13 protein-coding genes and 5 tRNA genes are annotated in these 13110 nt (G+C 36.3%); all 18 read left to right on the top strand.

Going from position 1 to position 13110, the window contains the following annotated elements; translation table 11 throughout:
- Window positions 1-8: 8 nt before the first annotated feature.
- The 18 genes from C1T31_RS05045 (at window position 9) to rpoB (ending at window position 13102) form a co-directional block, all read left to right on the top strand.
- On the top strand, window positions 9-1178 hold the full coding sequence (locus C1T31_RS05045) for an acyl-CoA dehydrogenase family protein (RefSeq protein WP_103051399.1): 1170 nt from the start codon (window positions 9-11) through the stop codon (window positions 1176-1178).
- 7 nt (window positions 1179-1185) lie between these two features.
- Window positions 1186-2604: a carboxypeptidase-like regulatory domain-containing protein gene (locus tag C1T31_RS05040; protein ID WP_103051398.1), complete on the top strand. Its 1419-nt coding sequence runs from the start codon at window positions 1186-1188 to the stop codon at window positions 2602-2604.
- 83 nt (window positions 2605-2687) lie between these two features.
- Window positions 2688-2882 (top strand): 30S ribosomal protein S21, encoded by a 195-nt coding sequence (gene rpsU, locus C1T31_RS05035; RefSeq protein ID WP_103051397.1) that lies wholly within the window; start codon window positions 2688-2690, stop codon window positions 2880-2882.
- Window positions 2883-2994: 112 nt separating this feature from the next.
- Complete coding sequence (locus C1T31_RS05030) at window positions 2995-3885, top strand: tyrosine-type recombinase/integrase (protein WP_103051396.1); 891 nt, start codon at window positions 2995-2997, stop codon at window positions 3883-3885.
- Between the two features lie 38 nt (window positions 3886-3923).
- Entirely contained in the window at window positions 3924-4226 is a 303-nt protein-coding gene (hpf, locus tag C1T31_RS05025; RefSeq protein WP_103051395.1) for a ribosome hibernation-promoting factor, HPF/YfiA family, read from the top strand.
- A 100-nt stretch (window positions 4227-4326) separates the two neighbouring features.
- Window positions 4327-4400, top strand: a tRNA-Thr gene (locus C1T31_RS05020).
- Window positions 4401-4435: 35 nt separating this feature from the next.
- Window positions 4436-4518, top strand: a tRNA-Tyr gene (locus tag C1T31_RS05015).
- Window positions 4519-4533: 15 nt separating this feature from the next.
- Window positions 4534-4606: transfer RNA gene (locus tag C1T31_RS05010), tRNA-Gly, on the top strand.
- A gap of 69 nt (window positions 4607-4675) precedes the next feature.
- Window positions 4676-4747 (top strand) — tRNA-Thr (locus tag C1T31_RS05005).
- A 58-nt stretch (window positions 4748-4805) separates the two neighbouring features.
- A complete protein-coding gene (tuf, locus tag C1T31_RS05000) occupies window positions 4806-5993 on the top strand; it encodes an elongation factor Tu (protein ID WP_103051394.1) in 1188 nt (395 codons plus the stop codon).
- 63 nt (window positions 5994-6056) lie between these two features.
- Window positions 6057-6129 (top strand) — tRNA-Trp (locus C1T31_RS04995).
- A 65-nt stretch (window positions 6130-6194) separates the two neighbouring features.
- Window positions 6195-6392, top strand: coding sequence for a preprotein translocase subunit SecE (gene secE, locus C1T31_RS04990; RefSeq protein ID WP_103051393.1), 198 nt, complete (start codon window positions 6195-6197; stop codon window positions 6390-6392).
- A gap of 11 nt (window positions 6393-6403) precedes the next feature.
- Window positions 6404-6958: a transcription termination/antitermination protein NusG gene (gene nusG, locus C1T31_RS04985; protein ID WP_103051392.1), complete on the top strand. Its 555-nt coding sequence runs from the start codon at window positions 6404-6406 to the stop codon at window positions 6956-6958.
- Window positions 6959-7028: 70 nt separating this feature from the next.
- Entirely contained in the window at window positions 7029-7469 is a 441-nt protein-coding gene (gene rplK, locus C1T31_RS04980) for a 50S ribosomal protein L11 (RefSeq protein WP_103051391.1), read from the top strand.
- A 19-nt stretch (window positions 7470-7488) separates the two neighbouring features.
- A complete protein-coding gene (gene rplA, locus C1T31_RS04975) occupies window positions 7489-8178 on the top strand; it encodes a 50S ribosomal protein L1 (protein ID WP_103051390.1) in 690 nt (229 codons plus the stop codon).
- Between the two features lie 19 nt (window positions 8179-8197).
- Window positions 8198-8719, top strand: coding sequence for a 50S ribosomal protein L10 (rplJ, locus tag C1T31_RS04970; protein ID WP_103051389.1), 522 nt, complete (start codon window positions 8198-8200; stop codon window positions 8717-8719).
- 66 nt (window positions 8720-8785) lie between these two features.
- Window positions 8786-9163, top strand: coding sequence for a 50S ribosomal protein L7/L12 (gene rplL, locus C1T31_RS04965; protein WP_103051388.1), 378 nt, complete (start codon window positions 8786-8788; stop codon window positions 9161-9163).
- A 126-nt stretch (window positions 9164-9289) separates the two neighbouring features.
- Window positions 9290-13102 carry a DNA-directed RNA polymerase subunit beta gene (rpoB, locus tag C1T31_RS04960; protein WP_103051387.1) on the top strand — a complete coding sequence of 1271 codons (3813 nt, stop codon included), beginning with the start codon at window positions 9290-9292 and terminating at the stop codon, window positions 13100-13102.
- Window positions 13103-13110: the final 8 nt, after the last annotated feature.

The following is a 13110-nucleotide window of genomic DNA, read 5'->3' as shown; positions in this document are numbered from 1 at the left end:
TTTGATTTATGAATAGTATGTACTTCACCGAAGAACATCAAATGTTTAGGGAAAGCCTGCAGGATTTTTTAAAGAAAGAAGTCACACCACATATAGAGAAATGGGAAAAAGATGGAGCGGTTGAGCGTTTTATCTGGAAGAAGTTTGGTGACATGGGCTTTTTTGGGGTCAATTACCCAGAGGCTTATGGCGGTTTGAATCTCGATTTGTTTTATACCGTTATTTTTCTTGAAGAATTACAAAAAATAAATTCAGGTGGTTTTGCCGCCAATATGTGGGCGCATGCCTACTTGGCGATGACGCATGTCAATGCAGAAGGAAGTGAAGCTATTAAACAAAAATATTTAACAGCCAGTATTTCTGGCGATATGATTGGCTGCTTGTGTGTAACCGAACCCTTTGGCGGAAGTGATGTAGCTGGTATGCGCACAACGGCTGTTAGGCAAGGTGATAGTTATGTAATTAATGGATCCAAAACATTTATCACCAATGGCGTTTATAGTGACTACTTGGTGGTTGCAGCCAAAACCAATCCTGAATTAGGAAATAAGGGTATCAGCATGTTTATCATTGATCGTGATACGCCAGGTGTTTCTTCAACAAAATTGGACAAGTTGGGTTGGCGTGCTAGTGATACTGCCGAAATAGCTTTTGATAACGTAAAAATTCCTGTATCCAATCTCATGGGAGAAGAAGGGAAGGGATTTCCATATATCATGCAGCATTTTGCTTTTGAACGATTAATTATGGGCGTGAATGCCCATGCACGAGCAGAATATGCTTTAGATTACGCAAAACAATATATGAGTGAGCGTCAGGCATTTGGAAAAACCATCAATTCGTTTCAAGCTTTACGTCATAGCTTTTCTGATGCATACAGTTACATGGAAGTGTGTAAGGAATTCAATTATTCTGTAGCATATAGAATGGATAAGGGTGAGTATGTTGTAAAAGAAGCGACCATTTCAAAATTACAGTCAACTAAAATGGCCGATGAGGTTATTTACCAATGCCTGCAATTTTTAGGCGGTTATGGTTACATGGAAGAATATCCTATGGCGCGATTACTTCGTGATAGCCGTTTGGGACCAATAGGCGGTGGAACTTCTGAAATTCTACGTGAAATTATTGCAAAAATGACTTTGGACGGAAAAGACTATAAACCTGCAACCAAATAGCTTAAGAATGAAGTCAGTTAAGTATTTTTTGGGAATTACCATCGCGTTGTTTTCAACTATGGCCTTTTCACAAACCGAATTAAAAAACACCGTTTTGGATGGCGAAACATTTATGCCTTTGGAAAGTGCCAATGTATATGTTCAAAACACCACCATTGGAACCATAACCAATACCGATGGTAAGTTTGTATTGGTTGTGCCCAATAAACATCTTAAGGATACTTTGGTGATTTCTTCTATTGGATTTAAAAGTTATAAGATTCCTGTAGGTGAGTTTGATAGTTCATTTGATGTATATCTAGACCCAGATGTAGCATCTCTGGATGAGGTCTTACTTGTAGCTGAAACGAGACCCAAAACAGGAAATGATATTATGCTTCGGGTCTTGGAAGAGCTTCCTGAAAACTTACCAGACTCGTCCTATTTGCAAAAAGGATTTCTGCGTCATAAGGAACGAAACAAAAAGGAGTTCAAATGGTTAATAGAAAGTGCCATTACATTATATGATCCTGGATTTGATTCTATTTCGCTTGGCGATGTTAAAGTTAATGTCGATCAGGTCAGAAAAAGTTATGATCTGCGTGACGTAGATAGTGTGTTGACTTATACGTCTTATTTACGTAACAAAGGCGTTCAGTTGAAATCCAGAAACTTAAACCGTGATACCATTAAAACGACCTCGCTAATAAAGGCTATCAAATGGAATGATAATCGAATTAATGGATTGGAAACCTTGTTTCATGGTAAGTTGAATATGGTTAGAAATTCTGGAAACCCGAATGCATTGTTTGATATAGAAGATGTTTTAAGCAAGCATCAATTTAAACTGGATACGGTTTTAGTTGAAAACGACAGAAAAATTTATAAACTTCAGATATCTGAAAGTTTTGAACATGTCAATTTAGAAACCAAAGGTGTGTTTAATGACGGATTTCAACCCAAAGGGTGGATTTATGTGTATTGGGACACCTATGCTATTAAGAGAATTGAGTATGAATTGCACGCTGCCTCTCAAGCGCAGCGCAATAGAAGTAAAACACTTTTTGATACCGATTTGAATCATAAACTAATCATTTCATACAAAGAGTATCAAGATAAAATGTATTTGAATTACATTTATTATGAAACACCAAAATTGGTGAATGTTGGTGTTGCTGTAGATGATCCGAGAACAGAAGTTGATGAATCGGCCGTCAATAAAGATGAGCGGTATTATTATACAGTGCAAGAAATTTTGTTTACTGAAATTATAACCGAACCAGAAGTCGTTGCAGATGCCCTAACCAAAATCTGGGATGCGGATATTTTTTCGCCGAAACCTTATGATAAAGATTTCTGGAAAAATTACAATACCTTGTTGGAAAGTGAGGAAGAGGAAAAGCTTATTCAAGATTTAACAAAGCGGTATTCATTATTTAAAGAATAAAAAAATATAATTTCTATTGCAGGATTTAAATTTGTTATTATTTTTGCATCCTGAAAATTCTAAAAGAGAGGAGGTTAAGAACTATGTTAATTATACCAATTAAAGACGGAGAAAATATAGATAGAGCGCTAAAGCGTTACAAGCGTAAGTTTGATAGAACGGGTACAAAGCGAGCATTACAAACGCGTAAGCAGTTTACAAAGCCTTCTGTTGCTCGTAGGGCACAAATTCAAAAAGCGCAATACATTCAGCGTTTAAGAGATCAAGAAGATATTTAGTATTTCACTAATTATGATATAAAATCCTGCACATATAATTGTTGCAGGATTTTTTTTGCATTAAAACGTGATTATTAAAAAAGATTGTAATTTTATAAAAATACAATGAAGTATGTCCTTGAAGTCTTTTTTAGAATACTTACAGTTAGAAAAGAACTATTCCAACCTAACAGTCAATGCCTATGAAAGAGACTTAAATGAATTTTCTAATTTTATAGTTTCGGAATATGACGACGACAGCTTACTTCTTGTCAATTATTCACAAATAAGGAGCTGGATTGTCTCTTTGGTAGAAAAAGGCTTGACCAATAGATCGATTAATAGAAAGATATCCTCACTGAATTCCTATTTTAAATTCCTCATGAAAGTAGGAGACATCACAACCAATCCATTAGCAAAACACAAAGCACTTAAAACAAGTAAAAAGGTTCAAATCCCTTTTTCTGAAAAAGAAGTAACAGCGGTTTTAGATCATTGGGATTTTGACAACACCTTTGAGGGCATGCGCGATAAGTTGATTATTGAATTATTTTATTCAACAGGGATTCGGCGTATTGAATTGATTGAAATCAAAATTGCGAATATTGATTTTTCAAAAAAAACATTAAAAGTATTGGGTAAGCGCAATAAAGAGCGTTTTATTCCGTTACTTCAATCTGTGATTGAAACTTTAAAAAGTTATTTAGAATCCAGAAATAATTTAGAAATAATCAAAGATTCTGATTACTTGTTTTTAACCCAAAAAGGCGTTAAAATTTATGAAACACTTGTTTACCGAATAATAAATGAGTATTTTAGTTTAGCATCTTCCAAGGTAAAAAAGAGTCCGCACATATTAAGACATTCATTTGCGACTCATTTATTAAATCAAGGTGCAGATTTAAATGCAGTAAAGGAACTGCTTGGTCACTCTAGTTTAGCCGCGACACAAGTATATACACACAATAGTATTTCGGAATTGAAAAAAGTATACCTGAAATCGCACCCCAGAAGTGACAAATAGGAAAATTTAATCTATTGTTTAACGAAAATTAGTAGAGTATGAAAGTAAACACGCAATCAGTCAATTTTAGCGCAGATAGAAAATTGATAGACTTCATTCAAAAACGAATGGACAAGCTGGATTTATTTTATGATAAGGTGATTCAATCAGATGTGTTTTTAAAAGTAGAAAATACCAGTGACAAAGCCAATAAAATATTTGAAGCTCGATTAAGTGTACCAGGTGATAGTTTTGTTGTAAAAAAACAATGTAAAACCTTTGAAGAAGGAGCTGATAGTGCTGTTGCCTCATTGGAAAGACAGCTTAAAAAGCGAAAAGAAAAATTAAGAGCATATTTATGATAAAATTTTTCGAAAAATGTTTTGAATAAGAAAATAAATATATACATTTGCAGTCCGTTAGAAATAGCGGGCTTTTTTTTAGCTAAAAAAGTGATGAAAAGCCGATGTAGCTCAGCTGGCTAGAGCAGCTGATTTGTAATCAGCAGGTCGTGGGTTCGAGTCCCTCCATCGGCTCAAGTTCTTTAAGAAACTGAAACATATTTTTTATTGGGGAGATACTCAAGCGGCCAACGAGGACAGACTGTAAATCTGTTGTTTTTTAACTTCGCAGGTTCGAATCCTGCTCTCCCCACAAAAAATTAAAATTGCGGGAGTAGCTCAGTTGGTAGAGCGTCAGCCTTCCAAGCTGAATGTCGCCGGTTCGAACCCGGTCTCCCGCTCTAAAATTTACGAGTTACGGTATGCGGTTTACGAATCGTAAATCTTAAATCGGCAATCGTAAATGAAAAGCCGGTGTAGCTCAGGGGTAGAGCGTTTCCTTGGTAAGGAAGAGGTCACGAGTTCAAATCTCGTCATTGGCTCTTTTCAAGATGCATTAAATTGAACACTAATATAAATTAAGATTAAAATAAATTAAACATGGCAAAGGCAACTTTCGATCGTTCAAAACCACACTTAAATATTGGTACTATTGGACACGTAGATCACGGTAAAACAACTTTAACTGCTGCTATTACTAAAGTATTAGCTGATGCAGGTTTTTCAGAAGCAAGATCATTCGATCAAATTGATAACGCTCCGGAAGAGAAAGAAAGAGGTATTACAATTAATACATCTCACGTAGAATATCAAACAGCAAATCGTCACTATGCTCACGTTGACTGTCCAGGTCACGCGGATTACGTTAAGAACATGGTAACTGGTGCTGCTCAAATGGATGGTGCAATTTTAGTTGTAGCTGCTACTGATGGTCCTATGCCACAAACTCGTGAGCACATCTTATTAGGCCGTCAAGTAGGTATTCCAAGAATCGTTGTTTTCTTGAACAAAGTTGACATGGTTGATGATGAGGAATTATTGGAATTGGTTGATATGGAAGTTAGAGATTTATTAAACTTCTATGAGTACGATGGTGATAATGGTCCTGTAATTTCAGGTTCTGCTTTAGGTGCACTTAATGGTGAGCAAAAGTGGGTTGATACAGTTATGGAATTAATGGAAGCTTGTGATTCATGGATTGAAGAGCCAGTTCGTGATATGGATAAGCCTTTCTTAATGCCAATTGAAGACGTATTCTCTATTACTGGTCGTGGTACTGTTGCTACTGGTCGTATTGAAACAGGTGTTGCTAACACTGGTGACCCAGTTGAAATCATTGGTATGGGTGCTGAAAAGTTAACTTCTACTATTACTGGTATTGAAATGTTCCGTCAAATTCTTGATAGAGGTGAGGCTGGAGATAATGCTGGTATCTTATTAAGAGGTATTGAGAAAACTCAAATCTCAAGAGGTATGGTTATTACTAAACCAGGATCTGTTACTCCTCACAAAAAATTCAAAGCTGAGGTTTATATCTTGAAAAAAGAAGAAGGAGGTCGTCACACACCATTCCACAATAACTACCGTCCACAGTTCTACGTACGTACAACTGACGTAACTGGAAACATCGCGCTTCCTGATGGAGTTGAGATGGTAATGCCTGGTGATAACTTAACAATTACTGTTGAGTTAATCCAACCAATCGCCATGAACGTAGGTTTACGTTTCGCTATCCGTGAAGGTGGTAGAACAGTTGGTGCTGGTCAGGTAACTGAAATTTTAGATTAATAAAATTCAATAAATAATAAAGTTAAGGTATTCCGTTTTTTCGGAATACCTTGACTTGTATTTACGGGTTTAGCTCAGTTGGTAGAGCACTGGTCTCCAAAACCAGGTGTCGGGAGTTCGAGCCTCTCAACCCGTGCAGAGTTAAACAAAGTACAGAGCCGTCGTCATTTTGAGGCTCTCAATATTGAAAAAAATAATATAATGGCTGGATTTGTAAACTATATAAAAGAATCGTTCGGAGAATTAAAAAATAATGTGACTTGGCCGTCATGGGCAGAAGCACAGAGTTTAACTGTTTTAGTAGCAGTTTTTTCAATTATTTTCTCGTTAGCAATTTGGGGAGTAGATACAGTGTTCAGCAAAGCCATAGGATTTTACTTTAAATGGATTAACGGATAAAATAAAATTGTATGTCTGAAGGAAATGAAAAAAAGTGGTATGTAGTTAGAGCTGTAAGTGGTCAAGAAAATAAGATCAAAACTTACATCGAAAACGAAATTGCCCGTTTAGGATTTGAAGATTATGTAGATGAGGTTTTAGTGCCAACAGAAAAGGTTATTCAAATTAGAAATGGCAAGAAGATAAACAAAGAAAAAGTTTATTTTCCTGGCTACATCATGATTAAAGCAAATTTGACTGGAGAAATACCTCATATCATTAAATCAGTAACGAATGTTATTGGCTTTTTAGGTGAAACAAAAGGAGGAGATCCTGTGCCGTTAAGACAATCTGAAGTTAACAGAATGTTAGGTAAGGTAGATGAGTTGTCTCTTGAGGCAGATGCTAATGTGGCAATTCCGTTTACAAAAGGTGAAACGGTTAAGGTAATTGATGGACCATTCAATGGATTCGATGGAACTATTGAAAAAATCAATGAAGAAAAGCGTAAACTTGAGGTCATGGTTAAAATTTTCGGAAGAAAAACACCATTGGAATTAAGTTATATGCAAGTTGAAAAAGTATAATAATTGTTACAAGATATAATACAATCTTACGCTTCCAATCATAAGAATTGTATAAACTAAATTATTAAAAATGGCAAAAGAATTAAGTAAAGTAGTTAAACTACAAGTTAGGGGAGGTGCAGCGAATCCATCGCCACCGGTTGGACCCGCTTTAGGTGCCGCTGGAGTTAATATCATGGAGTTCTGTAAGCAGTTTAATGCGAGAACTCAAGATAAGCCTGGTAAAGTATTACCAGTTGTGATTTCTGTTTACAAAGACAAGTCATTTGACTTTGTAATCAAAACACCTCCTGCAGCAGTACAATTATTAGAAGCGGCCAAGGTGAAGAAGGGTTCTGGTGAACCTCATATTAAAAAAGTAGCTAAAGTTTCTTGGGATCAGATTAGAACCATAGCTGAAGATAAAATGCAGGATTTAAATGCATTTACAGTTGAATCTGCCATGACAATGGTAGCTGGAACTGCTAGATCTATGGGTATAACTGTAAAAGGAGGCCAAGCCCCTAATTAATCTAAAAAATTTTTAAAAAATGGCAAGATTAACAAGAAAACAAAAGGAGGCTTTAGCAAAAATAGAAAAAGGGAAACTGTATTCTATTGATGAAGCTTCTTCATTAGTGAAAGAAATTACCAATACCAAATTTGATGCATCAGTAGATATTGCTGTTCGTTTAGGTGTTGACCCTCGTAAAGCCAATCAAATGGTTAGAGGTGTTGTTACACTGCCTCATGGTACTGGTAAAGACGTGAAAGTATTAGCATTGGTAACACCAGATAAAGAAGCTGAAGCCAAAGAAGCTGGAGCTGATTATGTTGGTTTAGATGAATACCTTGATAAAATCAAAGGTGGTTGGACTGACGTGGATGTTATCATTACCATGCCAAGTGTAATGGGTAAATTAGGTCCTTTAGGACGTGTATTAGGTCCTCGTGGTCTAATGCCAAACCCAAAAACAGGTACGGTAACTATGGATGTTGCTAAAGCTGTAAATGATGTGAAATCTGGTAAAATTGACTTTAAAGTTGATAAAACCGGTATCGTACATGCATCTATAGGTAAAGCATCTTTCAGTGCTGATAAAATTGCAGGTAATGCAAATGAATTATTACAAACATTATTAAAACTTAAGCCAACTGCAGCTAAAGGAACTTATGTAAAGAGCATTTATATGTCAAGTACCATGAGTCCTAGTTTAGCCGTTGATCCAAAAATTGGTTAAGTAGTTTAAAACTTTTATTATGACTAGAGAGGAAAAATCACAAGTAATTAAAGACTTAACTGCGCAATTAGCCGATAATGCAAATATATATCTTGCAGATATATCTGGATTAAATGCAGGAGCGACTTCAGATTTACGTCGTGCTTGCTTTAAGGCTAACATTAAATTAGCAGTTGTTAAAAATACCTTGCTTGAAAAAGCAATGGAAGCATCAGATAAAGATTTTGGAGATCTTCCTTCAACATTAAAAGGAAATACTTCAGTCATGTATTCTGAAACCGGTAATGCTCCTGCCAAAGTAATTAAAAACTTCCGTAAAAAATCAGATAAGCCACTTTTAAAAGGTGCCTTTATTGAGGAAGCTATTTACATTGGTGATGCACAACTTGACGCTTTAGTTGATATTAAATCTAAAGAAGAAGTTATCGGTGATATCATTGGCTTGTTACAATCACCAGCTAAAAGTGTTATTTCAGCACTTCAGTCTAGTGGCGGTAAACTTGCAGGTATTATTAAAACATTATCCGAAAAAGAAGGATAATCCAAAAAAGTACGCACTTTTTACACAATTATATTAAAATTAAAAATTTATTAAAACGATAGAAAAATGGCAGATTTAAAAGATTTCGCAGAACAATTAGTTAACTTATCAGTAAAAGAAGTTAATGAGTTAGCTACTATTTTAAAAGATGAGTATGGTATCGAGCCTGCTGCTGCTGCAGTAGCTGTTGCTGCTGGCCCAGGTGCTGGTGGTGGTGAAGCTGCAGAAGAAAAATCAGAATTCGATGTAATCCTTAAAGCCGCTGGTGGTTCTAAATTAGCAGTTGTAAAATTAGTTAAGGAATTAACTGGTTTAGGATTAAAAGAAGCTAAAGAATTAGTTGATGGTGCACCTAGCGCAATTAAAGAAGGTGTGTCTAAAGACGAAGCTGAAGGCTTAAAGACTTCTTTAGAAGAAGCAGGAGCAGAGGTTGAGCTTAAGTAAGCTTAACACCCCAAACACATAAAGGTTTAGGCCTGAAGTTAATCACTTCTGGGCCTAGACCATTTTGCGTATATAACCGTGACCTATACGCAGTCACATTTTTTTTAATCAAAATTCCGTCCATTGATGTTAGAAAAACAAGCTGAAAGATTAAATTTCTCATCTATTGTCAATAGAACTGAATATCCTGACTTTATGGATATTCAGATAAAATCCTTCCAGGATTTTTTCCAGCTAGAAACTAAATCTGAAGAACGAGGAGATGAAGGTTTATACAATACCTTCATGGAAAACTTCCCAATAACAGACACACGTAATCAATTTGTTTTAGAATTTTTAGATTACTTTATCGATCCACCACGATACACCATTGAAGAGTGTATTGAAAGAGGACTTACATATAGCGTTCCACTGAAGGCGAGGTTAAAATTGTACTGTACAGACCCTGAACATGAGGATTTCGAGACCATTGTTCAAGATGTGTATTTAGGGACAATTCCATACATGACGCCAAGTGGTACTTTTGTTATTAATGGAGCCGAGCGTGTAGTAGTTTCACAATTACACCGTTCGCCAGGCGTATTCTTTGGTCAATCATTCCATGCTAATGGAACAAAATTATACTCGGCTAGAGTCATTCCGTTCAAAGGTTCTTGGATTGAATTCGCAACGGACATCAATAGTGTGATGTATGCGTATATTGACCGTAAGAAAAAGTTACCAGTTACCACGTTATTCAGAGCAATTGGTTTTGAAAGAGATAAAGATATATTAGAAATTTTTGATTTAGCCGAAGAAGTAAAAGTATCTAAAGCTGGATTGAAAAAAGTATTAGGACGTAAACTTGCAGCACGTGTTTTGAACACTTGGCACGAGGATTTTGTGGATGAAGATACAGGTGAAGTCGTATCTATTGAGCGTAACGAGATTGTATTAGATCGTGATACGGTTCTTGATAAAGACAATATCGAAGAGATCCTTGAAACAAGCGTTAAAACCATTCTTTTACACAAGGAAAGTGCTCAACAAGGTGATTACGCTATTATTCACAACACATTACAAAAAGACCCAACAAACTCTGAAAAAGAAGCTGTTGAACACATATACCGTCAATTACGTAATGCCGAACCGCCAGATGAAGAAACGGCTCGTGGTATTATTGACAAATTATTCTTCTCGGACCAGCGTTACTCTTTAGGTGAAGTAGGTCGTTACAGAATGAACAAAAAATTAGGTCTTGATATTGGAATGGATAAGCAGGTGCTTACAAAAGAAGATATCATTACCATTATTAAATATTTAATTGAGCTTATCAACTCTAAAGCAGAGATTGATGATATTGATCACTTATCAAACCGTCGTGTACGTACTGTAGGTGAACAATTATCGCAACAGTTTGGTGTTGGTTTAGCACGTATGGCACGAACTATTCGTGAGCGTATGAATGTTCGTGATAACGAAGTATTTACACCAATTGATTTGATTAATGCTAAGACCTTATCGTCGGTAATTAACTCATTCTTTGGTACTAACCAGTTATCTCAATTCATGGATCAAACGAATCCATTGGCAGAGATAACACACAAACGTCGTTTATCAGCATTAGGACCAGGAGGTCTTTCAAGAGAAAGAGCTGGTTTTGAGGTTCGTGACGTTCACTATACTCACTACGGAAGATTGTGTCCTATTGAAACACCTGAAGGGCCAAACATTGGTTTGATTTCTTCGCTATCGGTTTACGCAAAAGTAAACTCAATGGGATTCATTGAAACGCCTTACAGAAAAGTAGAAGATGGTGTAGTTGATATTAAAGGTGATCCAATTTACTTAAGTGCAGAAGAAGAAGAAGAACAATTAATTGCGCAAGCAACTGTTGAAGTTGATGATAAAGGTAAAATTGTTCATGATAAGGTAATTGCTAGAATGGAAGGTGATTTCCCAGTAGTTGAGCCAGATAAAGTTCACTACACGGATGTTGCTCCTAACCAGATTGCTTCTATTTCAGCATCGTTAATTCCATTTTTGGAGCATGATGATGCGAACCGTGCTTTGATGGGATCAAACATGATGCGTCAGGCAGTTCCATTATTGCGTCCTCAAGCACCAATTGTTGGTACTGGATTGGAAAGACAGGTAGCTACGGATTCACGTGTTTTAATTAATGCTGAAGGAAGTGGTGTAGTTGAGTACGTAGATGCTAATGAAATTGTCATTAAATATGATAGAACTGAAGATGAGGCTAAAGTAAGTTTTGACAGTGAGACCAAAACATATCCTTTAGTTAAATTTAGAAAGACAAACCAAGGAACTTCAATCAATCTTAAATCCATTGTTAGAAAAGGAGATAAGGTTACAAAAGGTCAGGTACTTTGTGAGGGTTATGCAACTCAAAACGGCGAATTGGCTTTAGGTAGAAATATGAAAGTAGCCTTTATGCCTTGGAAAGGGTATAACTTTGAGGATGCGATTGTAATTTCTGAAAAAGTAGTTCGTGAGGATATTTTTACTTCTATTCATATTGATGAGTATTCACTGGAAGTTCGTGATACTAAACTAGGTAACGAGGAATTGACTAATGATATTCCTAACGTTTCGGAAGAAGCTACCAAAGATTTAGATGAACACGGTATGATTCGTGTGGGTGCTGAAGTAAAACCTGGTGATATTCTTATTGGTAAGATTACACCAAAAGGTGAATCAGATCCAACACCTGAAGAAAAGTTATTAAGAGCAATCTTTGGAGATAAAGCCGGTGATGTTAAAGATGCGTCATTAAAAGCGTCTCCTTCATTAAACGGTGTAGTAATTGATAAAAAATTATTCTCTCGTGCAGTTAAGGATAAACGAAAAAGAGCGCAAGATAAAGAGGATATAGCTCAATTAGAGGCACTTTATAATAAGAAGTTTGATGATTTACAAAGCATTTTAGTTGATAAACTATTTGCTATTGTAGGTGGAAAAACAGCTCAAGGTGTTTACAATGATTTAGGTGAGGAAGTGTTACCAAAAGGTAAAAAGTACACACTTAAAATGTTGAACGCGGTTGATGACTATGTTCACTTAACGAGCGGTCAATGGACAACAGATGATCATACTAATAAATTAGTTGCCGACTTAATTCACAACTACAAGATTAAAGAAAACGATTTACAAGGTTCGTTACGTCGTGAGAAATTCACGATTTCCGTAGGTGATGAATTACCAGCTGGTATTATCAAATTAGCTAAAGTTTACATTGCTAAAAAACGTAAGCTTAAAGTTGGTGATAAAATGGCAGGTCGTCACGGTAACAAAGGTATTGTGGCGCGTATCGTTCGTCAGGAAGATATGCCATTCCTTGAAGATGGAACACCTGTTGATATTGTATTGAATCCTCTTGGTGTACCGTCACGTATGAACATCGGTCAGATTTATGAAACGGTTCTTGGATGGGCTGGTCAAAAATTGAATCGTACGTATGCAACACCAATTTTTGATGGTGCTACTCTAGATCAAATCAACGAATTTACCGATGAAGCCGGAATACCAAGATTTGGACACACTTATCTATATGATGGTGGTACAGGAGATCGTTTTGACCAACCAGCAACTGTAGGTGTTATCTACATGTTGAAGCTAGGCCATATGGTTGATGATAAGATGCACGCACGTTCCATAGGTCCTTATTCATTAATTACGCAGCAGCCATTAGGTGGTAAAGCACAGTTTGGTGGTCAGCGTTTTGGTGAAATGGAGGTTTGGGCTCTTGAAGCTTATGGAGCCTCTGCAACCTTAAGAGAAATATTGACCGTTAAATCTGATGATGTTATTGGTAGAGCTAAAACATACGAAAGTATTGTTAAAGGTGAACCAATGCCAGAGCCAGGATTACCTGAATCATTCAATGTATTAATGCATGAATTGAAAGGTCTAGGATTGGATATCAGATTAGAGGAGTAGTTAATTAA

This window comes from Hanstruepera neustonica (assembly GCF_002895005.1).
In the GTDB taxonomy this organism is placed as follows: Bacteria; Bacteroidota; Bacteroidia; order Flavobacteriales; family Flavobacteriaceae; genus Hanstruepera; species Hanstruepera neustonica.
Note: the sequence above shows the minus strand (reverse complement) of the source record. Positions and strands in the feature narration are given on the sequence as shown.